Source organism: Prevotella melaninogenica (assembly GCF_018127925.1).
Classification (GTDB): Bacteria; Bacteroidota; Bacteroidia; order Bacteroidales; family Bacteroidaceae; genus Prevotella; species Prevotella melaninogenica_C.
Window position 1 is genome coordinate 1,851,215 of the sequence record NZ_CP072348.1, and the last position, 23,534, is coordinate 1,874,748.

Here is a 23,534-nt window from a genome sequence, read left to right on the forward strand (position 1 = left end):
GGTAAAATCGTAAAATTCGGACTTGTTAGACAAATACTTACGCGGTTTCAACCTCAGGTACTGAATCTATCGAATTGACAAATTTAACCAATTGCGGATCTGAATCTTTTTGTATGAGGTTTCGGAGACTCTTTTTCAATTCATAAGCATCATCCCCTGCTGTATTTATTAAATCCATATAAAAATCTTTGTTTTGCAGAATCAATGAACGGCATGCCCCATCGGAAATTACAGGTTTCACTATTTTATCAATAACGTCTCCAGCTTGACTTTTCAAATTACCATGCGATCTAAGCCATGTTTCGAAAAATTGAAACTTTATTGCATTGATAGTCTTTTTACCGATGCAGAAATCATTTCTTATATCGGTAACTGTCGATTTAATTTTTCGTTTATCCAATCTTTCAACTATATTCTTGAAACAATTAGGGAAAGGATTCAAACTTTGAGTTCCAGAAGCAATATCCATCAGAATCTTTTTGCCAAATTCAGTCAAGTTATCTGGCAAGGATTTGATTTTAGCCAGTAAATGTTTTATTGCGACAAACCAATAATATGATGTATGTGCTGTTCTTTGGGCGTATAATGTATCAACACTTATTTCAGACAACGCTTCGAACGCTATTTTATTGATATGATCGGTCAGGACATTGCTTATTTTAGTGGTCAAATCGTAAAAAGATGCGTCAGGAATTACATCTTTAATATTGTTCTTAGTGATATACTTATCCAAATCGGTATTCCACTCTGCTAAATGCTCGATAAATACCTCATCCGTTACACCTATTCTGTTCTTAATATCTTCAAATTGGGGCAATATGTCTGAGAGCAATAATTTATAGCCAAGTTTATGATTTACCATGTATTGTAGTGTTTCATTTAATAGCGGTATATTCCATCCCACACTATTTACTAATAAGTCTCCATGATCCACATAATAGTCCATGAGTTCTGCAACATATTTTATATCTCCACCCTCTATTAAGGAAACGGAATGACCATGTGCCAATTGCATGGCGACTAAATCGTAATATCCAGACTCTTTAATGTTTCGGCCATCAGTTTCTAATTCAGAATGCAACTGATTTATGTAGGTTGAATCTAACGTTACAGGTAAAGGTCTTTCTTCGTCAGATGCCAATAAACGATAGGTTGTAAATATAGCCCCTATATTATCTTTATTTACATTCTGTTCATCAATGCAATTCGTGATCGCTTGCAAAAGCGTTGGAAACGTATAGGTAGAATTATCTTTTAACGTTTTTACAATATCTGCATGGTCGAAATTATCGGGTAGTAAGTTTGCCAAATAATTATCGAGCGCCTCCGAATTTGTTGCTACTTGATAATATTTATATGCTTTAGTTGTCGCGTTATCCCGATAGGCAGCATCTGTTGCATTTGCAGCTTGAATATAATCGATAAATGTATTTGGCTTGACTGTTTTTGCTTCAATCAATGACGTAAAATCGCACGCCAACTTATTTTGCGCAATAAACCTGTCTATTGCATCTAACGTTTTGAAATAGTCGCCGCCATTGAAGTCATTGAACCGAACTATCTTCTTATATAATTGAGCAATCACATGGTTTTGGCTTTCCGTGTCTAAATGCAACAGCAGTTCTTGGTATTCGACAGGGAACACCTGCTTCTCTATGGATTCTTTTAATTTCAATTGTGCTATTCTTTGCCATACACGCAGAATAACATCGCTCTTTCGAGTTAATTTATGCAAACAATGTATAATCTTATCGATAAGCGCATTGTCCATACATTGTATAACTTCTTCTAATACAGTGTCAAATTGTTTATTAGTCTCTGCATATTGATTTATGTCGTGGTCTTCTTCTCCGTTGATGCAGCCTTCAATATATTTTTTCAATGGAATTTGTCGAGCATCTTCAACATCGACACCATATACCAAAGCTGCAATTTCGCGTTGTGTTTGCAGATCATTGTTAATTATTGTTTGAATGCCATTCAGATAGTCGCCGGACAATATTTGTTCTACTGGATTTGCCAGAATATCCGTCTTCTTCAAACAGAACAATGCTATGTTTATCATCAAAATTTCGTTACACCACTCTTGTTTAAGAGCGACCATCTCATTGATATATGATATAATTTCCCTAACATTGGCATTAGGATTTACCAATCTGAATATCCGATTTATAGTTTCTTTCGCTTCATTTTCTGTTTCTCCAAATGCTTCAACAAACAGTTTGTTGAATATACTTCGATAGTCGGTAATAACAGGAGGAGCAACACGATAAACAATAGGGAAAGTTTTATTGATAAAATACTTGGTCAGTTGTTTCGTTTGTTCGTCGGTCTCATCTCCGAATGCACAAGCTAAATGTGTTTCATCGAAAGGAATAACAGCCCAAACATTTTCAAAACCGCTATCGGCGAAGAACGTATGGATAGAAGACCATAATTCTTTTACTTTTTCAGCGGGGAGACGATCCATGTTGTCAAAAACAAGGACTAATTTACGTTGTCCTTTTTCCTTGATAAAATCAGAAATGTCTTGCATCCATGTTTTGAACTCGTAAACCGTTGGTTCGTCTTCGCTCAAAGTCTCATAGCAAACGTCCTTTTCGACTTTATCTTGATAAATAGCTAACATATAACTCCATCCATATTTATGATCTTTGCTATATGCCCATTTCCAAACGCACAATGCAATAAGAACTGGCAGTGCAGCTATGATAATAGACAATAAAGAAAACCACCATGTTGTGGGTGTAGGTTTTACTGCATACGCAATAAATGTAAATATCGGAGTTAAAACTGCAACCAAAAATGCCGCAACCATACCATTACTGATAAGGGGATATTTTTCGGTTACGGTCTCCGTTTTACGGGCTAATAAATATTTCAGCTTTTCAGACCATGATACGGTTTTCGTACCTCCACCTTTGACTTTTATTGTTGCATTTCCAGATAGGATACCATCATCAATAAGTTTGCTTGTAAGCAATTCCAATATAGAGCGGCGTTGCAAGTCCTCTTGATGTCCCCATGCGTCATACTCAAAAAAGTAATAGTCGTCTGATAATTCACGTTCCAACATTTTAACCACGTTGGATTTTCCAGATCCCCAAATACCTTCGATGCCGATAATTCGAGGTAAAGTACATTCCTCATCCAATGAATCATTCTGACAAAAATGGCGAGCAATAGTTTTTGCCAACCTTTCTTGCGAACCTCCATCGAATTTGTCAATACCACACGGTTTATTTTGGATAAACCGCGGATATTGCTGTTTGGATTGTAGTTTTGTTTCCATATACGTAATTTATTGATTATACGAACTCCAAATAATTCTCCCGATTTACCACATGAAACTCGGCATAGGGATAGGCTTCTTGGAAGGCTTTCGGTGCGGCCGGCATTTTATTTCCCCACTTGAACTCCAAGGCGGTAAGACTGTCGGCACTCTCCTCAATCAGGTCGATTTCCTGTTTGTCGTAGGTGCGCCAGAAATAGAACTCCCTGTGCAGTCCCTCATTGAAGTTCGCTTTGCGCCGCTCTCCGATGATGTAGTTCTCCCACAGCGCACCGACATCCTGCCGAATGGCCAGCGGTGAGAAAGCCCCGATAATGGCATTGCGAATGCCGTTGTCGTAGAAGTACCACTTGCCAGCTTTTGTAACCTCCTTGCGTAGGTTACGCGAATAAGCCCCCAGACGATAGATAACGAAGACCTTTTCCAATAGGTCGAGGTATTTTTCAACGGTCGTCTTGCTCATGCCGAGTTGTTTACCTAACTCTTCGTAAGAAACTTCGCTGCCCAACTGAAAAGCTATCAATCGCAGTAGATCGCGCATCTTGCTCGAATTTTTTAAGCCGTCAATTGCTAAGATATCTTTAAGCAGGTATGCACCGACAATATCACGTAGGTAGTCTGTTTTACGTTCATAGTTCTCCATCATTACTACTTCGGGATAGGAACCGTAAATCAAGCGCGCTTCGAGGTTCTGGCGGGTTTCAAGTGCCGTTTCCGTCTGTGCGATTTCCCGTTGCGAGAATGGTGTAAGGAGAAATTGCGTACTGCGGCCGACCAACGGTTCACCAGTCTTATTCAGCAAATCGAATGACGAAGAACCACTTGCCAAGACACTTATTCCCGGTATTTCATCAACTATCAACTTCAGAATACTACCGATTTGTGGTATGTTCTGTGCCTCATCAATAGCCAGCAAATCAATACCATCCAATAAATGCCGATAATTGGCTATTGAGCGATTCTCCAATAGTGCTAATGTGTCGTAGTCTTCGCCGTTGAGCATCATCGTCCTACCTGAATAGTTGTCCACAATTTTACGCATCATTACCGTTTTACCAACACGGCGAGCACCAAAAATCAGTACTGCTTTATTGGGCGCGATTCGTGCTGTAATCTTCTCTTGAAGTATTCTATTTACTGTTTCCATACCTTATAAAATATAATGCAAAGATAATCATATTTTTTTAATTGGCGAATTTTACAAAAAAAACGGGCTATTAAATGGCGATTTTTACAACCACAATCTTATGGAAGTTGTTTCATTGTTTTTAGTAATGATATATGTTCATACTATGATGACTCAATAATTTACCAGACATACGTTTCTGAAATTTGTCCTTATAGGAATGAAAAACTCACATATATTGTGCTAATTAATATATAATTAAATGAAAATAAAAAGACAGGATACGAGTATTCCTGTCTTCTCATATGTAATGGATATTTTTTTATTTTCTCATCCGCTCCAACTCCTCATCACGCAACATTCTCTCGTTCAGTTTTTCCTGCATCCTGTCAATGAAATAGGTGCGGCTTTCGTTCTTCCGGCGTTTGATATCAGTGTAGAAGCGGTAGCAGTCTTTAGAATCAACCCCGAATATCTTATAGAGAAGTGGGGCGAGCTGTTTGAGCGGCATATTGCCGTTGTTGATGCAGCCCATCACGTCTATGCCGTAGATAAGTTCCACGAGGTCGATGGCATTGCCCGTCCATTGAAGAAGGCTGGCGGTGGTTTCTGTTGCGTTGTTGGCGGATATTAGTGGTGGCACTTGGGGCGTGGCAAGGAATTTCTGCATCTTTCTTACGAAAGACAGAGCCTTGCTGACGTAGGCGGCAATCTCTCTTTTTTCTTCTGACAGATTACGTACGGGATGGTGCTGCAACTCGATTTCGATGTAGGCAAGCGCGATGACGGTAAGGTTCATGTCCATGCCGCCGTTGCACAGTTCGATCACTTGGGTGGCGAAAGCCGTGTATGCCGTTTCCATATTGCAGTCGCCGGCTTCGTTTATCAGGCGGAAAAAGTCGGTTTCCGCCAGCAAGAAATAATTCATGGTTCTGTCAATTTTGAAAATTACACTTTGTTTTCTGCGTGCGCACATGAATATAATTGGCAAAAAACGCGGCAGAAAATAAAAAATCCAACACTCAATTTTACAAAGTGCTGGATTTCAGAGGTATAAAATTCAGTATTTTTTCACAAGGACAAATTATCTCCGACTTAAATTGTTTGTAATCGGAACATTTATTCTATTCCTGAAAATAGAAATGTATGCTTGCCGCACATTTTGGCTATCTTGCTTTTTTATCAAGGATATAGATAATGCGACATACACCGTTGGGATAGCTTTTCAAAGAGGAAAGCGTCCAGTGTTGCTCTGGCAGAGCCGACTTAAAAAAATGTCGTCCGCTTCCGGATATGAAAGGAACGGTGTATAGTATGATTTCATCCACAGCGTGCATCCGCAGCAGTCCGTTTATATAGTCTGCCGTGTCCGGTGTGGCTTCCGCGAGGTAACGGATGTTTGTGCAGTCTTTTCTCCATTCGTGCAGCATTGAAATGGAATAGTCCGGTGTCACACGGTAAAAGGCTTTCTTCCTGATTTCATCAAGACCGCAACGGTCAAGGCACAAATCCTGATGTGCTTTATCATATAACTCTGAAGAAAGACATCCGTCCATCGTCAGTACGGCGAGAATCTGAACTTTACCCATAATCGTTTCCTTTCGTTAGGCAAGGGTAAAAAAGTAGCGTGCAATTCACACTACCTTCAAGCGATGGCTCTGGTAAAGCCTTTACGGAGAGTACGTGAATGCACGCTATGCGTAAGCATAGCATAAGCATCACGCAATCGTCTCCGTAGTTCCAATTTACCAGATTTTCGCTTGAAACGCCTTGCGGTCTTATCCTATATGTTGGCGGCGAAAAGCTCCTGCCAATCGCCGTTTTTCTCAAATGTTATGCAAAGATAGCCAAATTCAGTGAATTACGGGCTATGATTGCTTGAATTTATATTTAAGTCCATACTCTTCAAGTTTGCTGTATAGTGTTGTCCTGCCTATGCCGAGCAGTTCTGCGGCGACACTCCGGTTGCCGTTTGCCTGTTTCAACGCACGCAATATCCGCTCCTTATCCTCCGCGTCATTGCGCAAGGCGAAGCTGACAGTAGAGGTCGGTTTCGTCACGGCAAGTTCCAGATGCTCTTTCATGACAACACCTTCCTGCGCCTGCAATACAGCACCCATAACTTTCTGCCGAAGTTCCCGCACGTTGCCCGGCCATGCGTGTGTCAGCAACGCTTTACGTGCTTCGGAACTGAACCCGCTCACGCTACACTCCAGCTCTCTGTTTGCCATATCACGGAAGAACTCTGCCAGCGGCATAATGTCTTCTTGACAGTCACGCAACGGAGGAACGGTTATCCCGAAGTCGTGCAGGCGGTACAGAAGATCCTGCCGAAAACGCTTTTCATTCACCGATACCTCCAAATCTTCATTGGTAGCAGCGATGATGCGGACATTGAAATTCCGGTCTGCCTTGTCTCCGACCGGGCGATACCGCCTCTCCTGTATGGCACGGAGCAACATCTGTTGGGTTTCCAACGCGAGGTTTCCTACCTCGTCCAGAAACAACGTGCCGCCTTCCGCCTCATGGAAATATCCTTTCTTGGCATTGTCCGCACCTGTAAATGCACCTTTGACGTGTCCGAAGAAAGCCGACGGTGCAAGCTCTTTGGAGAGTGAACCGCAGTCCACCGCCACAAATGGCTTGCCTGCACGTTTGCTCTTGTCATGCAACAGGTGGGCAATATGCTCCTTGCCCGTGCCGTTCTCACCAAATATCATCACGCTCATATCGGTGGCGGCTACCAGCCTTATGCGGTGCATGATTTTCTGAAAGGCGGAACCTTCACGGGCGAATATAGGCATACGGCGTTGTCCTGCCTGACGTTCTTTCAGTATGGAACGGATCAGGGGGACAAGTTTATCCTCCACAAGCTGTTTGGGAATATAGTCTATCGAGCCGAGTTTCATGCTTTCCACGGCGGTATTAACTTCGGCGTAGTCGGTCATAATGATGAAGGGCTGCATCTTTCCCTCCTTTCGCATCCAGCACAAAAGGTCTATGCCACTGCCGTCAGGCAGACGCAGGTCGGCAACCACGATATCATTATCTGTTGCCTGTTGCAGATGTTTCTTCGCGGTTGAGAGGTGGTAAGCCTTCATATTGCGGTAGCCCTCCCGTGACAGCATATTGCAGACATATTCGCAATACACGATGTTGTCTTCCACCACAATTATTTTTGTCTTATTCATCTTCGTATTTTCTCCTTTCCTCTTCTGCCAACCGTATTATTTCCACTCCCTTATCCAGCACGGCAGTCACGGCATGGCTTAACGCTTCACCATCCGGGAGAGCATCGCCACGAAGCAATCCGTAAAGTACATTCAGCGGTTGGTCGGCACGGAGCACCTCCCACGAACTGCGCAGGTGGTGGATCAGGGAATCCAGCTTTTGCAGGTCTTTTTCTTTTGCTGCATCCCGTACCGCCTGCATTTCCTTTTCTGTTTCAGTTATCAACTTTTCCAGCATGACGGCTTCATTGCCATAGGACAATAAGGCGGAAAAGTCCGGTTTCCCGTCCGGTGTCGCTTTTATGGCACACCTGTCGGAAACCTCCATCAGTTCCGATATGGAGAACGGTTTGAACAGGCATCCGGCAAAGCCTTTTGCCAATAGTTCCCCTTTGTTACAACTGCCCGAAGCGGTTGCCACAACCACCGGGATTGTTGGTGAATTGCCCACGTTGGACGAACGCAACAGTTCCAGCAATTCGAAACCGTTTATATCGGGCATATTCAAGTCTGTCAGCAACAGGCTGTATTCTTTCTGGCGTATCATTTCCATCAGTGCCGCAGCATCGGTGCAAGTGTCGCAGTGTATTCCTTCTTGGGAATACATCTCTTTCAGCATCAGAAGTAATACCTCATCATTGTCAATGGCGACAACATCATGGAATTTATTGTTATGATAAACAGGTGTATTGCTTGTATATCCAAGCTGTTCTTCAGCTTCCTGCATAGAAATTTCAACTGTGAAACGACTGCCTTTCCCTTTCTTGCTGTCTAAACGGATTGTTCCGCCAAGCATCGACACAATATTACGCATTATGGCAAGCCCAAGCCCGAAACCCTCCTTTGCGGCGGCATTTGATAGACGTTCAAACGCACCGAACGCTTGTTTCTGTTCCTCTTCTGTCATGCCTGTACCTGTATCTTCAACGACCAGTGTCAGAACTCCATTATCATATTCAGTAATCAAAGAAACACCGCCTTCTTCTGTGAACTTGACAGCGTTTGACAGCAGGTTATTCCCGATTTGTATTATTCGCTCTTTGTCGGTCAATACAATGGCATCGTGTCCAGTCTTCACGGACAAGGACAGCCCTTTGTTCACGGCAACAGGCATGAACTCCGTTTCAAGTGTGTGCGTGATTGCTGAAATCCGGCAGGGTGACAGACGGGGCTGTTCCTTGCCGTTGTCCAGGCGGAAGAAGTCAAGCAAAGTGTTAAGCATATCCCGCATACGGTCGGAGGATTGCAGTATGTTTTGGATATACTGCCCGGACTTATCCTCACACTGTTCTTTCCGTATCAGTCCGGCATAGCCTGTTATTGCTGTCAGCGGTGTGCGCAGTTCATGGGTGATAGTATGTACCGCCTTCTTCCTTGACGTTATCAGTGCCTCGTTCCGTTGTACGGATTGTTCCAGTTGCCTTATCAAATCAGTTGTCTTGTGCTTGTATTGTTTAATGCTTTTTGCATCACGATGTATGATGATGTAGGAAATTAACAACAATAGAAGAACGAATCCCATTAAACCGCCTACTTGCATAAATGACTTTTCACGCATGGCAACTATTTCGTTTTCCCGGCTTTGCAGTTCGGTTTGTACCTTTTCTTCTATTTGGCAAATCAATTCTTGCAGTTGTCTGTTAAGTTCTGCATTACGAGCTGCAAGGCTGTCGGCTTGTTCCGACAATTGGCGATCCTGCACTTTCTGTTCGCTGATTACGTTTCTATTGACCGAATGAAGGATAGTGGTTGATACTGCTGGAGTTACTTCCTTTTTTTTGCCGAATATGCCTAAGAAACCTTTTCGTTTTGGCTTTTTGGACTGTTCCTGCACACTTTTCTGTACAATAACCGGAATTTGATTGGCTATCTTCTTGTTAATAGATTGTTGTTCATCCATTAACCGGACTATCTGGAACATCTGTCGTTCCTTATCCTCTAAAAGACTGCGCACACTATCGATGCGCTCTGCTGGATAGGTGGCCTTGAAACGGCAGAGCATACTGTCCATTGCCATACGCCGTGCATGGTAATGCTCGATATCTTTATCGTTCCATTCCAGTATTGTTTCACCCAATAGAGAAAATTTTATCATTTGAATATTGATATTGTTTATTTCTTTTCGGAGCTCGTCTATTTTTTTATTGCCAAGTTCTAATGCTTCTATCTCCTGCCATTCATAGAGGCTATTATATGCCATACATCCGATAAGAATGGAGATAAGTATATATCCCAACCGTATTGCCTTATAGAAATTTCCTGACCGCTCCATTATTTTAATGACATTGATTTTTGGAACATGAATAAAAGTTTATCTTTTTCGTTCATGCGGATATTATCAGAATAACCGTCTTTTGTTATTTGATACCCACATGGCTTAACCATAAAAATGCCTAAGCCCTTAGTGTACGAACTTACTTCTGAGGCATAGTCTTTACTTGTATTTAATGGAACTTTCCCTTTAATATGACACCACTCATTATTACAACTGATGTCTTCAATCTCAGACATCAGTTTTTGCAAATCTGTAATAGCTTTGGAACTCGCTACTTGGGGTATCTGCAACTCAAAACAGAGCATCGGTTCGAGAATGTCCACACCTGACTGTTGCAAAGCCAGCCTGAAGACATAAGGGGTCAGCTGTCTGAAATCAGCAGGTGTACTTACCGGGCTATAATACTCGGCTTGAGTAAAAGTTACTTTCAGATCTGTCACTTCCCATCCATGTAAACCAGATTGGCAAGACATACGAATCCCTTCAAAAACGGCATTTTGAAAAGAATGGTTCAGATAACCATAGGAGATGTCACTTTCGATTTGCAACCCTGCCCCTAACGGTAAGGGTTCAAGAGTCAGCCCTATTGTGGCCCAGTAAGGGTTGGGTGGTACTTCGATCTGAATAATCTTATTGACCTTTTTTATAGGTCGTTCTTTGTAGATAGTCTTGATCTCATCAAAATGGACCTTTACGGAAAATCGTTCTTCCAGCAATGTCTGTATGATTTCCTTTTGGGTCAAACCATATAACGAGATTTCCAATTCATCACTATATGAGTTTATGGAAAAGGACAAAGACGGGTCTTCAATCCACAATGTATTCAGAGCGGATATCACCTTGCTTCTCTCTTCGGGCTTATTTGGCCGGACGGAGGATTTGAGAGCGGGATGCTGATGAGATAATCCTTGAATCAAACAAGGTTTAGCACCTAAATAATCTCCGATTCGAAAATCTTCTATATCTTCTACAATCGCGATATCATTGGCACCCACTTCATCAACATTTATCTCTCTGCCCTGATAAATAGTCTTTAGATTTTTAATCTTGATGAATTTTTCCGAATCGTTGATTCTTACAACGTCTCGAAGTCTCAGACTTCCGTCAATTATTTTAAGAAAACTTCTTTTATGCCCTTTGGGGTCATGCTCTATCTTATAGAGATAAGCTGAAAGTCTGTTTGAGACTGATGCCGGAGGAAGTATAAAAGAAGAAATGGCGTCCAACAACTCATTGATACCGATATTGAACATTGCTGATCCATGTAGCACCGGATAGACTTTGGCTTTTGCCACAAGAGCGATTATCGTATTCCAATAATCAGCCGGTGAAATTTCGCTATCCGCCAAATATCGTTCTAATATATCGTCGTCATGGTTGCATACAAATTCTTTGTATTCTTCCTTTATATATGTTTGGGAGCAAACCGGATAAACCGATCCATCGACAACAGTTTGCATAAACAGGACATCTTGCGACAGATTTGTTTTTATATCCATATACAAACGCTCCAAATTCACACCGGCACGGTCAATCTTATTGATAAATATAATTGTCGGGATTTGCAGCTTTTGTAAAGTACTGAACAGCAACTTTGTCTGCGCTTGTATGCCTTCCTTTGCGGATAAGATGAGGACTGCTCCATCAAGCATTTTGAATGTCCGCTCCACTTCCGCAATAAAATCCATGTGTCCCGGAGTGTCAATGATATTGCATTTCACTCCATTCCAGATAATAGATGTCGTAGAAGCCCGGACAGTAATTCCTCTACGTTTCTCTATATCCATAGAGTCCGTTATGGTGTCACCATTATCCACACGGCCGCACTTTTCCGTTGCTCCACTGGCAAACAGCAGATTCTCGGTTACGGAAGTTTTTCCTGCATCAATGTGAGCAAGAATTCCTAAATTTATAATATTCATTTGGATTAAGCAATAATATACTACAGTAGATGCATTGTCGAAACGCACCTTTTAATACCTCCTCGTAGCATATGAGAACTACAGGATTACTAACTCGTATTAATATGTATATTATTACTGCCGCATAACGATTACAAAATTACACAAAAAAATATATCTAACAAAAGTGGGAGGATTTTTTAACTTTTTACCATAGACATTTTATTAGGGAAGCGTAGGTTCAACTGGCAAGTACAAATAAGTAGAAATGTTTGAACAACACCGTTTTAGGAAGTTGAAAAATCAAGTTTCTCTCTCGGTATAGCGTTTATTTTGGCCAATATCTTCTTTAGTTTAGCATTTGTGTATTTCCCATTCGTGTTCTATTTAGCTCCTTATTATGAGTATGTAGCAAGTTACTTATCAAATTCAGCCTCTTTGAGGGTCAAATATGGTTTTGCAAATGGTGACTGACAAGACATAAACAAGGTCAGCAGGAATTTTTTACATAAATGGACATGAATGTATATAACCTAAAATAAGAATAAATTTTAATAAGGGCTGCCCAAAAAGAAAAAAATGCAGTTGCCATCCTATAGATACTTGCAGAAAGGATAAAATTTACTTTTAGACCTTTTGGGATAGCCCTTATTAATACTTCAGATAAAATTCCTTAGGTTATATTTTCAATCCTTTGGACCGGGTTTCCTCCTTGGCATACAGTCCCGGACGCCCGATTATGACATGGTTGGCAACGATACTATCCGCCGGACTGCGTATCTGCGGCGGTGCATTTTCGGGATATTGCGCCTGCCTGTTCCTCACATCTTCCGCTTCCGGCTTGAGCTGTTGCCCTTCATTCTCCTTTTCTGCGACTTCGGGCGTGGGTGGCGCAAGCTCCAGCTGAATTTTTCGGTCAAGGGCGGCAAGTTCGGACTTCAACTGCTTCAGCTCGTCCTCCTTCTTCCACACCTTACCCGCTATCTCCTGTAACTGCGGTATCTCCATCTCCAGCACCTCGTTCTTCGCCTTGTACTGGTCGATGATGGAGGGTATCCTCTCCATCGCGTTGAGGAAGTTGCGGGCGGCGGCCAACGGGTCAGCCATCGCCAGATGCCCGTTGTTGTAGGTGTACTTGTAGTTCCCCTCGACCACGAAGCGGTTGTCGGTGAACTCCAATCCCTCTTTGAGTATCCTTTCGCTCACCACCTTTATCGGAAAACCGTAAAGTTCACCGACCTGCGTGTACAACCCTCCGGTCGTGGCATTCTTGGCTATCTCCTGCAAACGCTTTCCGATGACCTTCTCATCGGCGGAATCCACTCCGTCCACCTTTATTATATTAAGGCGGTTGCCCTCCTTGTCGGTCTGCACCACCGACAGGAAGCGGTTCCAGTCCTCCGTCATGGCATCTATGAAAGCCGTGTTGTTGCGCAACTCGCCGGTCTTTGACTCCAGCTTGAACTCCGAATCACGCTTGCCCTTGTTGAACGACTTGCGTTCCCCTTCGAGCGATGCGATCCGCTTTTCCAGTTTCGCCTTGTCCAACAGGTCGGTATTGCCGGAGAGCAACGCCATGTATTCCGAGAAATTCATGCCCGATTTTTCGTCCATTGCCCCCTCGTCGATGGTACGCGCACCCATCGCACCGCTTTTGAGCTGGCTTATGAAAGTCTGCTTGCAGTGCAGGAGGTTGAACTTGTAGCTGTCCAGTGACTTCTCCACCGCGTAGATGATTACATCCACGTTGTTCCCGGCGAAATGTTTGGCAATCTCATTACCTGCCCTAACTCCGCGTCCGTCACGCTGTTGCAAGTCGGACGGTCGCCACGGCGTATCGAGATGATGGATAGCCACACACCGTTTCTGGGCGTTCACACCCGTTCCGAGCATAGAGGTAGAGCCGAACAGCACACGCACCGTCCCGGCGTTCATGGCGTCTATCACCGCCTTCCGCGCCTTGTCGGTCTTGCACTCCTGAATGAAGCGCACCTCGCTTGGCGGTATACCGTAGTCCTCCGTCAGTTTGCGCTTGATTTCCGAATAGACGTTCCACCCGTCGCCCGGCTGGTATGTCCCCAAATCAGAGAAAACGAACTGCGTGCCTTTCTGGGCGTCGTATTTTTGATAATACTCCGCGATCATCTTGGCACAGTGACTCGCTTTGTTGTCGGGATGATCTTCGTAATTCGGGTCTATCATGCGCATGTCGAGTGCCATTTTCCGGGCATAGTCCGTGGCGATGAGCATCTTCGCCTTTTCTTCCGTTTCCGAAAGCGGCAGCCTGCCCAACAAGGTGGCATCGCCCGTCTTGGCGAACTGCATCAGTTTCTGTATGAAGTCCTCCTGTTCCGGCGTGGGCGGTATATGGTGCAGTATCTCGTTCTTGGCAGGACGGTCAACGCCCACATCCTCCGCCGTGCGGTAGTCCGTGATTTCATTATAGAAGGCGGCAAGCTCCGGCACTTTGATGAAGTAGCGGAAACGCTCCTTCTGGACCACATTGTTCGTCACGTTAAATTCAAAATCCGTCGTCTTCTTGGCAAATATCGCCGCCCAAGCGTCGAAACACCTTATGTCCTGCCGTTCCAGCTCCTTCGGGCGCAGGTACTTGAACAGCAGGTACAATTCAGTCAGTGAGTTGCTGATAGTCGTGCCGGAGAGGAAGGTCGCACCCAAGTCTTTTCCTGTGCGCTCCTGTATGGTGCGTATGGCAAAGAGCATGTTAAGTGCCTTCTGGCTTCCCTCGCTGTTTCCCAATCCCGCCACACGGTCGTGGCGCGTGTTGAAAGTCAGATTCTTGAACTGGTGGCTCTCATCTATGAAGATGTGGTCGATGCCCATCTGCTTGAAATCCACCACGTCGTCCGTGCGTGACTTTATGGCGTGTTCCACCTTCTCCAGCTTCGCTTCAAGGTTGTGCTTGCGCTTCTCCAATCCTTTCAGCATCGCCCGCGACACGTTCTTTCCCTGCTGCCGTAGCACTTCGAGGTTTTCCTCCACCGTGTCAAGCTCTGCTTGCAGGATGCGCTGCTGCAATTCCGGCGACTGCGGTATCTTGCCGAACTGGTCGTGCGACATGATGACGCAATCGTAGTCGTTGTTCTTTATATTATTGAAGAAGCGCACACGGTTGGCGGTCGAAAAGTCCTTCTCCGAAGCGTACAGAATACGTGCGTTGGGATATGCCGCCTGATAGGTGGCTGCAATCTCCGCAACGTTGGCTTTCAGCCCGATAATCATCGGCTTGTGTGCCAAATTCAGACGCTTCATCTCATGCGCGGCGATGCACATTATCAGCGTCTTACCGGTTCCCACCTCGTGGTCGCAAATTCCGCCGCCGTTCTGTTTCAACATCCAGACGCAATCCATCTGTGAGGGATAGACGCTCTTGATACCCCGGCTTGCCAGCCCTTTCAGGTTGAGGTCGGGAAAGGTCTGATGGGAGCCGTCGTAGCGCGGGCGCACGAAACAGTTGAACTTGCGGTTATACATCGTCACAAGCCGCTCCTTGAACTGCGGCGACTGCTCTTCGAGCCATTCGGAGAAGCCGTTTCGTATCTCGTCAATCTTGGCGTTGGCGAGTTGTATTCCCTCGCTGTCGCGCATCTTGATGTCGTTGCCATGCTCGTCCTTGCCGATGGACTTCATCATGTCAGGGCAGGTGTTGTGCAGGGCGTGTTTTAGGAGGTGCATACCGTCATAGTTCCGGTAATACCCCTTCACCAGAAACTCGTCCGTGATTTTCATGGTGCGGTAGCCGCACACCACCGAAAACTCGTCCATGCTTGCGGAATAGGCGATTTTCACCTCCGTGTCGAACAGCCGGCTCATGTAGGCGGCATAGACACCCGTCGGAATCCAGCGTTCCCCGAAATTGAAGTCCAGATCCTCGAAGGCGATGCGCTGCGGCTCGGCATCTTTCAGAGCCTCCAACGCCTGCTTCACCTCCGGCATACGCTCATTTTCGGGATTGTCACCCATCCATGCCTCTATGCGTTCCGCTTTCTCTATGACATTTCCGGCGATGAAACGGTCTTTGATTTCGTAACCGGTCACGAGCGGATTGTAGTAGATGCGCCCTTGCAGGGCAGTGAGCAAATCCTCCGCCGTGCTGTCGGTTATCTCCCGCATATAGTCGAGATTGACCGTACCATATTTGTTGAGCGACGCAGACAGGGCTTCTTCGGGAGAGCCTACGTTGGCATGGCTCTCCACCGCGAAGGAAACAGGATGCTCGAAGATGTCCGCCTTGACGAACTTTCCGTTTTCCATCCGTTCCAGCGAAAGGATGTCGCGCCCGCCCGCATCCATCATCACTAACTTCACGTTCTGCTTGGCGTTGAGGTTGCCGTAGCGCATGACAAACTCATCGTAACAGGTATTCAGATGCTCTCGCCACGGAACATTTGCCTCGCGCCGGAGCGATTCATAACGGTACAGACGCTCGTAGGCGTCACGCAGCGACACATACAACAACGCCTTTTCCTTCTGGTATCCTTTCAGGTCGAGCGGCTGGAATGTCGCCCCGTATGGCGTGATGTCTTTCAGGTAGCCGATGTTATGACGCCCCCGGTCAGCCACCAGCGACCCTTCGCGCAGGTGCATCTCCGGCGTGCGGTGGTAGGCACGCGGAGAAAGGTCCACGACTTCCTCCTTCGGCTTTTCCGCTTCGATGTCGGGGAAAAGGAAAGTCCCCACCGCTTCCGATGGGGTATCTGTAACGGCAGGTGCGGCGACTGCCTCCGGCTGTGTTTCCTCCTGTCGTGGCTGCTCACGGGAAGTTTCCGGCACGGCTTTCACTTCCGTCTTTTCCGCCACTTGTTTCTCGTTATGCTGCCTTGCCAGTTCCCGAAGTTCTTTCCTACGCTCCGGCGTCAAACCCATCATCATTTCATAGAAACCGTTGATGGGAGGATTGGTATCCCAGTCCAGTGTGGCATAGATGTCGTCCGGGTCGGCAGGCTTGGCGGTGTTCTCCGCTTTCACCTCCTTATTCTCCATTGCGGGTTTTGCAGTTGGAGCTGTCGGTGTAACCGTGACTTTCGGTTTGGGCGGAGTGGACTTTGCCGTAACTGCCTTTTTCACCGTCTTTTTCTTTTTGGAGGTTTTCGGTTGGCTGACCTCTTCCGTCATCCCCCAGAGGTCAAGCAGGGTGAGCTGCACGCCTGCGGAATATTGCGGGCGCGGTTCTATCTCCGGCTTTTCATCTGCGGGTTGCGGCTTTTCTGTCGGAGTTTCCACCGTCTGCGCCGAGGATACTGTTTCCAATTTTATGGCAGGACGCTCTACTTTATTTTGAACGGCAACTTTTTCTTCCGTTCCTGCCTGCCGGATTGAACCCGAATACAAGCGCATGGCAAGCCTGTAATGGAAATCCTCGTCGAGCATACGGCGCAAATCCCCGGCGATGCCTGCTGCCTTGCCCTCGTGCAGATAAACCATAGCGGGCTTCCCGTAGGGGTCTGTGTCAAGTTTCGCCATCGTATGCACGATGCGTTCCGGGTGGTGGATGAAATAGGCGTTGTCGGTCAGGGCGGTTTTCGTGTCCGTCTGTATCACGGTCATCAGCCGCTCGTCCTGCGACATTTCCTTCTTGCTGAGGTTCTTTTGCAGGACAATCAGGTCACTGCCCACCTCCGTGCCCGCGTTGTCCGTGAACAGGTTGTTGGGCAGGCGTATCGCGGATACCAGATTGGCCTGACTGAACAGCTCGTTACGCACGGAGGTCTTGGTGCTATTCAATACCCCTTGCGAGGTGATGAACGCCACGATACCGCCGTCACGCACGGCATCCAGTCCTTTGAGAAAGAAATAGTTGTGGATGGTTTTCTGGGCGGAGCGTCTGCCGAAAGAGTCGCTCCGCTGAAACTCCGCGTCGAACACGGCAATGTCACCGAACGGAATGTTGGACACCGCCAAGTCGAAATAATTGTTGAACGGTCTTTCGATTTTCTCAAAACCGCAGGTGCGCATTTTCTGGTCGGGATAGAGATGCCTCAAGATTGTACCCGTGAGCAGATCCTTCTCGAAAGCCATCACATCCGCATTGGGGCTGTGCCGCAGCATGGAATCCACGAACACGCCGACACCTGCCGACGGTTCGAGCATACGGGCGGGGCGGACGCTGTAATCTGCCAGCACGTCCGCGATGGTGTCGGTTATCTCTTTGGGGGTGTAGAAAGCGGTCAGCACGGACGCTTTCAGCGAATCCACAAACCGCTTGTACTCTGTTTCGTCCTTGCTGTTCTCACGGATAAGCCTGTGCAGCTCCACCGTCGGGGCGAACAGTTCGAGGTCGGATTTCGCCCACCGGACGGCATCCGTCAGTTCCTTTGCAGGGTTGAGGATACATTTCAGACCGCCGAAACCGCAGTACCTTTGAAGTATGGCACGCTCTTCGGTTGTCGCTGTCCTATTTTCCCTGTCAAGGATGAATGCCGTCCGTATCGCCTCGATGTTGTCCCGCAGTTTCTGTTTGCGGTTAAACGCCATATTCGTCTAAGTAAAGGACGGTTGCTCCCGTCAGCTCCGTGTAGAGCAGGTCGTAATCGGAAGACAGGGCGAAATTGTCATCCGAGAGGTCATAGACGGAGAACACGTTGCCGACAAGCGGCAGCAGTTTCAGGACAAAGGCTTCACGCTTCTCTTCCGGCACTTCATCGGCAAACTCGTTTTCCACGACTTCGCGGAGGATGGCGTAACGGGAATAATGCAGCCCGCGCAGCAGCGTGTCCATCGCCAGTTCCTGCGCACCATCGGCGGGATAGCCTTCAAGCCGTGCCCTCTCATACGTTTCGGCGGCACGGTCGGCCCGTTCCCGTATGAAAGCGGTGTCGTCAGCCTGTTCAAACTTGTTCGTGCGGAGATAGTCCAGCAGGTACAGACCGTAATAGGAAAAGTCGGTCTGACCCTCGTTTTTCTTCTTGTTGTTCATTACTTTGGATTTAGCGGATTGATAATTAACGGGATAATCGGTTGGAAAAAGGAAGAAAAAGGCACTCGGTATCCCTCCGAGTGCCACCACTAAATCCAAAGTATGAGTGTAATCCGGTATCGAAGAACAATTCATTACTCTGAACAAGTGGCAAAGTTAATACTATTTCTTCCGTCCTGAAAATTTCTTGTCCTTTTTAGCCTCCGGGAACACAAAAGTCGTGTTATATTCCCCGTCAAAGGCGACAACAGCATCGAAACTCTTGCCCTGTTTGCTCTTGAACCCTTTGAGCAGCTTGGTATGCCCTTCGGTGAGCAGGTCTTTGATTTCATCGTCGGACAGGGTGCGTCCCGCTTTCAGCCGGAACACGGGCAGTCCGCACTCCGTGTTGTCGCAGCGTACCACCTTGCCGTAGAACCGCATCCTGCCCGTGCCACACTTGGGACACGCGCAGCCGGAGTCACGGCTGCCGAAGAGCTTGTCGCACGAGATCAGTTCGGAGGTTATCTCACGTGTGTACGCCTCTATCTCCTTGCGGAAGGTGTCGTCGGACAGTTCCCCGCGCTCGATACGCGCCAGCTCCTTTTCCCATTCGCCCGTCATGGCAACATCGGCGATGCGCATCGTCTTGACGACGGAATTGAGGGCAAGTCCTTTTTCGGTGGGAACAAGCGACTTCTTGCAGCGTTCCATGTAACCGCGCTTGAAAAGCGTTTCGATGATGGAGGCGCGTGTGGCGGGAGTACCGATGCCACAGTCCTTCATCGCCTGCCGCAGTGCGTCGTCCTCAATTTCCTTGCCCGCCGTTTCCATTGCCGAGAGCAGGGTGGCTTCGGTATGCAGCGGCTTGGGTTTGGTCTTTCCTTCGGTAATGGACGAGCCTTTCGGTGTCAGCGTGTCGCCTTCCTGCCAGCCGGGGATGGTAATTTCCTCTTTTTCCTCGCCATAGACGGCACGCCATCCGGTTTGCTTCACGACGCTGCCTTTTACGGTAAACTCCACTCCGGCACATTCCGCCGTGACAGTGGTCACATCCTTGACGCATTTCTCAGAGAATGCCTCGACCATGCGCCCGGCAATCATCTGATAGATGGTATTGTCCTCTTTGGAGAGGAAGAGCGGTTTCTCACCCGTGACGAGCAGGGCATGGTGGTCTGTCACCTTGCCGTCGTCCACGCTGCGGCGTGTCGGGGCGGCTTTTGCCCGCACCTTGTCTTTCCATTCGGGCTGTGTGCCGATGAAAGCGAGCAGTTTGGGAATTTCGGCAAACACGTCTTCGGGGATGTAGCGGCTTCCCGTTCTCGGATAGGTTATCAACTTCTTTTCGTAGAGTTTCTGCGCGATTTCAAGCGTCTGTTCCGCCGTGAAGCCGTGCTTGGCGTTGGCTTCTTTCTGGAGCGTGGTCAGGTCGTAGAGCAAGGGAGTTTCCTCCGTCTTCTCCTTGCGCTCGGCTTTCGTGACAGTGGCGCAACCTGCCGCCTTTACCTTATTATATAGTTCCATCGCCGGTTCTTTCTCTTTCCATTTCTCGGAGGATGAGAATTTCACGACTTCGCCGTCGCAACCGTCCGTTGCGATATGGAGCTGCCAGAATGCTTCGGACGTAAAGCGGCGGTTCTCCCAGTAGCGTTCACATACCATAGCCAACGTTGGTGTCTGCACCCGCCCCACGGAATACGTGCCGTGTCCGGCGGCGATGGATAACGCCTGTGTGCCGTTGATGCCCACGAGCCAGTCGGATTCGCTCCGCGCTTTGGCGGCGAGGTAGAGGTTGTCGTATTTGCTGCCGTCTTCGAGTTTCCGCAGTCCCTCGCGGATAGCTTTGTCGGTGAGAGAGCTGATCCACAGGCGCACGAAAGGAGTGGTGCAACCCGTATAGTGGTAGAGGTAGCGGAAGATAAGCTCTCCCTCGCGTCCGGCATCGGTCGCCACGATGATATGTTCGCTTGTGTCGAACAGTCTTTTGATGACTTTTATCTGCGACACCACGCCGCTGTCGGGCTTGTAACCTTTCTCCGTCCTGACCTGACGGGGGACGAGCGTGAATGTGTCGGGAATAATCGGGAGGTTGTCACGGACAAATCCGCGCACGCCGTAGCCGTCGGGCATGGCAAGCTGAACGAGGTGTCCGAATGCCCATGTCACGGCATAACCGCCTCCCTCGAAATATCCTTCCTCTCTCTTTGTCGCGCCCACGATGCGGGCGATTTCACGTGCCACGGAGGGCTTTTCTGCAATGATTGTCTTCATGTCTTCTTCTTTTTTGTTGATACTTTGGATTTTATTTTGGATTCAGTGGCGGACACGGGATTACATTTTCATGCCCTTGCCCGTTTTCTTCTGCGGCTTCTCCTGCTGCTGTTGCTGGCGGGCGTCCTTCGGGTTGGTCTGACCTTTCTGCAACGGCTCTCTCAGATTCTTTGTAGCCTCGTTGGTCTTGCCATCGTTGTTCACCGCCACCTGCGTGCGGCTCTCGTTGGACGGAGCAACCTGCTGTGCATTGTCAGGGTTCGTGTCGTAGCGGTACGGGCGTCCCTTCTCCGGGTTGAACTTGATATACATCGTGGCATGGAAGCCCTGCTTGTCGGTCACGTTCTCCAGCTTCACGGCTTTACCCGCCACATAGTCGGCTTTCTGCTGGTCGGTGAAGCTCACGCCGCTCCATTTGCTGATGGGGCGGATGCTGCCGTCCTCGTTCGTCCACGTGTTGCGGCGTTGCTCCTTCTTGGTCTGTGCGGCATTTTCCCCGCCCTGCGCCTGACTTTTCGATGTGTCGCCTTTGGTTTCCTGTGTCTGTGCGGTACGGGGCGACTTGCCGGTTCCCGGCACGAACTCCACGCCGCGCTGCTCCACGTTCACTTGCAGGGTGGTGACGAACTTTCTGCCGTCGTTGCGCTCGATGAGCTTGTCGCGTACGGGCAGTCCGGCGCGGAGCATGTCCCGCTCCTGCGTGGTGATTTCCGTCTTGCCGATGCGCTCCGGGATGCGCACCCTGCTTGCCGGAATGTCCGTGATTTCATTCGTCTTGCGGTCGATGCTGATGTAGGAGGGGATGATCTCGCCCGTTTCCCTGTCCACAATGTCCACGACCCTACCGAGATTGCCCGTTTCGCGGAGGTTCTTCCGGTCATTGTCGGAGAATTTGTGTTCCTTGTACTCATCCAGCTTCTGCTCCTTGCGGATGAAGTGCGGCACGAGGCTGATGTTTCCCTCACCGTCCTTCTTGAAGGAGAGGCGGGCGTCCAGCTCGAATGATTCGCCGCCGAAGGTCGGTTTGACCTTTACCAAGTCGGACTTGCCATAGTTGAGCATCTTCGTAAGGTCGCCGGACTTTTCAAGGTTGTCCCGCTTTACGCCCCATCTGTCCTCCAGCTCCTGCCAGTTGATTTTACTCTCGTCGATGGGCTGGTAGCCACGTTTGCCCTGCATCTGTTCGGATTTGTCCTGTTGCTGTTCTTTCCGTTGTTCCATGTTCTCCTGTTTTTGAGGTTCTTGTTTCTCTGTCTGTTGTGCTGCCATCTCTTCCTGCACCTTCTTCTCATAGTCGGAGGTGTCCACCTTGTGAGGGGCGAGCAGCTCCTTGTTCGCTTCGGGGTCTTTCAGCAGTTGCTTCATCACCTCTAAGAGATTTTCAGCTTGGTCTGCCGCAATGCGGTAGAAACCGAAGCGGCTGGGTTCCTTGCACTGCCGGAAGAAGTTCTTGAAGAAGTTGTCCAGCACGTCGCCATGTCGGTCGAATTGCAGGAAACTCTGCGCGTTCTCCGCTTTTGCGGGGGTGCGCTTGGGTGTGCCGTCCGCGTTCAGCCCGGCTACCACGCTGATCTCGCCTGTCTTCTCGTCACGGACTACCAGCACGTCCTTTTCGTCTTTTTTCTTTGCCATCTGAAAAATGTTTTAATGGGTTATTTATGAAAGAAATTATGGATACGAGCCTTGTAGAAGGCTATATCTTCCTTTTTGAAGTCCTTGATATGGTTGGAAAGGAATGTCAGCACGTCCTCCTCGCTGTAATAGGTCTTCTTGCCCAGCGTCTTGTAGGGCAATGCGCCTACGCTGCGGTAGCGTTGGAGGGTGCGTTTGCTTATCTGGAGCAACATGCACAAATCCTGATTGTCGAAAAGGCGGATGCTTTCCGTGATAGTGGGCTGTTTCCCCTCAGCCTTCATCGCCAGCAGCAGTTCGTCCTGACGGTCGAGCCGTTCCATCAGCTTCTGCATCCAGCCCTCGAAGTTGTTTCGTGTGAGCAGTTCCATGACCTATGTCCTCCTTCCTTTTGGTTTGCCGCCCGTGCGCAGCGTGTGGTTGTGGAACAGGGTGTCTATTGTCCCTTCCTCGTTCCTTACTGTGTTGTCCTCCAATAGCCGCAGTATCTCGGAAAGGCGGTAGCGGCAGCTTCCGCGTACCACCACATACTCGATACGGTGGTCGGTGCGCATACGCTGCATGGTGCGCTTGCTCACGTTGAGCATCTTCGCCGCCTGTGCCGTGTCAAGCAGCTTGTCTTCGGTTTCCCGCTTCCGTTTCTTCTCGTCCCTTGCCTCGCGGATGTACCCTGCGATGTTCGCAATCTGCGCCATCATCTCCTTGTAGGCGGAACTTTCCATTGTTATCACTTTCATGTTCAGTCCTTTCTTTTTGTTTCTGCGACAAAATTCGGCAATAAACAAAAGGGGCTTTAACAACTCACTACGTGACTCACGTAAGATTTTTGCGGAAGATGGCTCCGTAACCCGGTCAAACGGCGCAACAGGCAGCCTTTCAGCGGAAAACGAT

Annotated in this window: 13 protein-coding genes; all 13 read right to left on the reverse strand. The window is 47.8% G+C overall.

All coding sequences use genetic code 11. From position 1 onward, the window contains the following. Positions 1-37: 37 nt before the first annotated feature. The 13 genes from J4861_RS13050 to J4861_RS13110 all read right to left on the reverse strand — a co-directional run bounded on the left by J4861_RS13050 (position 38) and on the right by J4861_RS13110 (position 23,443). Complete coding sequence (locus J4861_RS13050) at positions 38-3,292, reverse strand: P-loop NTPase fold protein (RefSeq protein ID WP_004291481.1); 3,255 nt, start codon at positions 3,290-3,292, stop codon at positions 38-40. A gap of 16 nt (positions 3,293-3,308) precedes the next feature. Further along, positions 3,309-4,439, reverse strand: a complete 1,131-nt coding sequence (locus tag J4861_RS13055; RefSeq protein WP_004291480.1) for an ATP-binding protein — start codon at positions 4,437-4,439, stop codon at positions 3,309-3,311. Positions 4,440-4,740: 301 nt separating this feature from the next. After that, positions 4,741-5,346 carry an RteC domain-containing protein gene (locus tag J4861_RS13060; RefSeq protein ID WP_004304269.1) on the reverse strand — a complete coding sequence of 202 codons (606 nt, stop codon included), beginning with the start codon at positions 5,344-5,346 and terminating at the stop codon, positions 4,741-4,743. A 238-nt stretch (positions 5,347-5,584) separates the two neighbouring features. Next, positions 5,585-6,007 (reverse strand): dihydrofolate reductase family protein, encoded by a 423-nt coding sequence (locus J4861_RS13065; RefSeq protein WP_004291474.1) that lies wholly within the window; start codon positions 6,005-6,007, stop codon positions 5,585-5,587. 279 nt (positions 6,008-6,286) lie between these two features. Next, positions 6,287-7,609 (reverse strand): sigma-54-dependent transcriptional regulator, encoded by a 1,323-nt coding sequence (locus tag J4861_RS13070; RefSeq protein ID WP_004291471.1) that lies wholly within the window; start codon positions 7,607-7,609, stop codon positions 6,287-6,289. Further along, the gene (locus tag J4861_RS13075) at positions 7,602-9,920 is read right to left on the reverse strand and encodes a hybrid sensor histidine kinase/response regulator (RefSeq protein WP_004291467.1); all 2,319 of its coding nucleotides are present in this window, start codon (positions 9,918-9,920) and stop codon (positions 7,602-7,604) included. The genes J4861_RS13070 and J4861_RS13075 overlap by 8 nt, the downstream gene beginning before the upstream one ends. Further along, positions 9,920-11,845: a tetracycline resistance ribosomal protection protein Tet(Q) gene (gene tet(Q), locus J4861_RS13080; protein WP_004291466.1), complete on the reverse strand. Its 1,926-nt coding sequence runs from the start codon at positions 11,843-11,845 to the stop codon at positions 9,920-9,922. Before tet(Q) ends, J4861_RS13075 begins: the two co-directional genes overlap by 1 nt. 657 nt (positions 11,846-12,502) lie before the next feature. Further along, positions 12,503-18,319 (reverse strand): N-6 DNA methylase, encoded by a 5,817-nt coding sequence (locus J4861_RS13085; RefSeq protein WP_004291462.1) that lies wholly within the window; start codon positions 18,317-18,319, stop codon positions 12,503-12,505. After that, positions 18,309-18,761, reverse strand: coding sequence for a DUF1896 domain-containing protein (locus J4861_RS13090; protein ID WP_004304266.1), 453 nt, complete (start codon positions 18,759-18,761; stop codon positions 18,309-18,311). Before J4861_RS13090 ends, J4861_RS13085 begins: the two co-directional genes overlap by 11 nt. Before the next feature lie 162 nt (positions 18,762-18,923). Beyond that, positions 18,924-21,011, reverse strand: coding sequence for a type IA DNA topoisomerase (locus J4861_RS13095; RefSeq protein ID WP_004291456.1), 2,088 nt, complete (start codon positions 21,009-21,011; stop codon positions 18,924-18,926). 60 nt (positions 21,012-21,071) lie between these two features. Next, positions 21,072-22,643: a DUF3945 domain-containing protein gene (locus J4861_RS13100; RefSeq protein ID WP_004291455.1), complete on the reverse strand. Its 1,572-nt coding sequence runs from the start codon at positions 22,641-22,643 to the stop codon at positions 21,072-21,074. A gap of 20 nt (positions 22,644-22,663) precedes the next feature. Next, complete coding sequence (locus J4861_RS13105; RefSeq protein ID WP_004291454.1) at positions 22,664-23,014, reverse strand: helix-turn-helix domain-containing protein; 351 nt, start codon at positions 23,012-23,014, stop codon at positions 22,664-22,666. A gap of 3 nt (positions 23,015-23,017) precedes the next feature. Next, the gene (locus J4861_RS13110; protein WP_004291432.1) at positions 23,018-23,443 is read right to left on the reverse strand and encodes a helix-turn-helix domain-containing protein; all 426 of its coding nucleotides are present in this window, start codon (positions 23,441-23,443) and stop codon (positions 23,018-23,020) included. Positions 23,444-23,534: the final 91 nt, after the last annotated feature.

Bases quoted from the DNA above. Each gene is read 5' to 3' on its own strand.
- J4861_RS13095 (WP_004291456.1), bottom strand. From the start codon at position 21,011: ATGAAGACAATCATTGCAGAAAAGCCCTCCGTGGCACGTGAAATCGCC.
- J4861_RS13100 (WP_004291455.1), bottom strand. From the start codon at position 22,643: ATGGCAAAGAAAAAAGACGAAAAGGACGTGCTGGTAGTCCGTGACGAG.
- J4861_RS13090 (WP_004304266.1), bottom strand. From the start codon at position 18,761: ATGAACAACAAGAAGAAAAACGAGGGTCAGACCGACTTTTCCTATTAC.
- J4861_RS13105 (WP_004291454.1), bottom strand. From the start codon at position 23,014: ATGGAACTGCTCACACGAAACAACTTCGAGGGCTGGATGCAGAAGCTG.
- J4861_RS13060 (WP_004304269.1), bottom strand. From the start codon at position 5,346: ATGAATTATTTCTTGCTGGCGGAAACCGACTTTTTCCGCCTGATAAAC.
- J4861_RS13075 (WP_004291467.1), bottom strand. From the start codon at position 9,920: ATGGAGCGGTCAGGAAATTTCTATAAGGCAATACGGTTGGGATATATA.
- J4861_RS13050 (WP_004291481.1), bottom strand. From the start codon at position 3,292: ATGGAAACAAAACTACAATCCAAACAGCAATATCCGCGGTTTATCCAA.
- J4861_RS13055 (WP_004291480.1), bottom strand. From the start codon at position 4,439: ATGGAAACAGTAAATAGAATACTTCAAGAGAAGATTACAGCACGAATC.
- J4861_RS13085 (WP_004291462.1), bottom strand. From the start codon at position 18,319: ATGGCGTTTAACCGCAAACAGAAACTGCGGGACAACATCGAGGCGATA.
- J4861_RS13070 (WP_004291471.1), bottom strand. From the start codon at position 7,609: ATGAATAAGACAAAAATAATTGTGGTGGAAGACAACATCGTGTATTGC.
- J4861_RS13065 (WP_004291474.1), bottom strand. From the start codon at position 6,007: ATGGGTAAAGTTCAGATTCTCGCCGTACTGACGATGGACGGATGTCTT.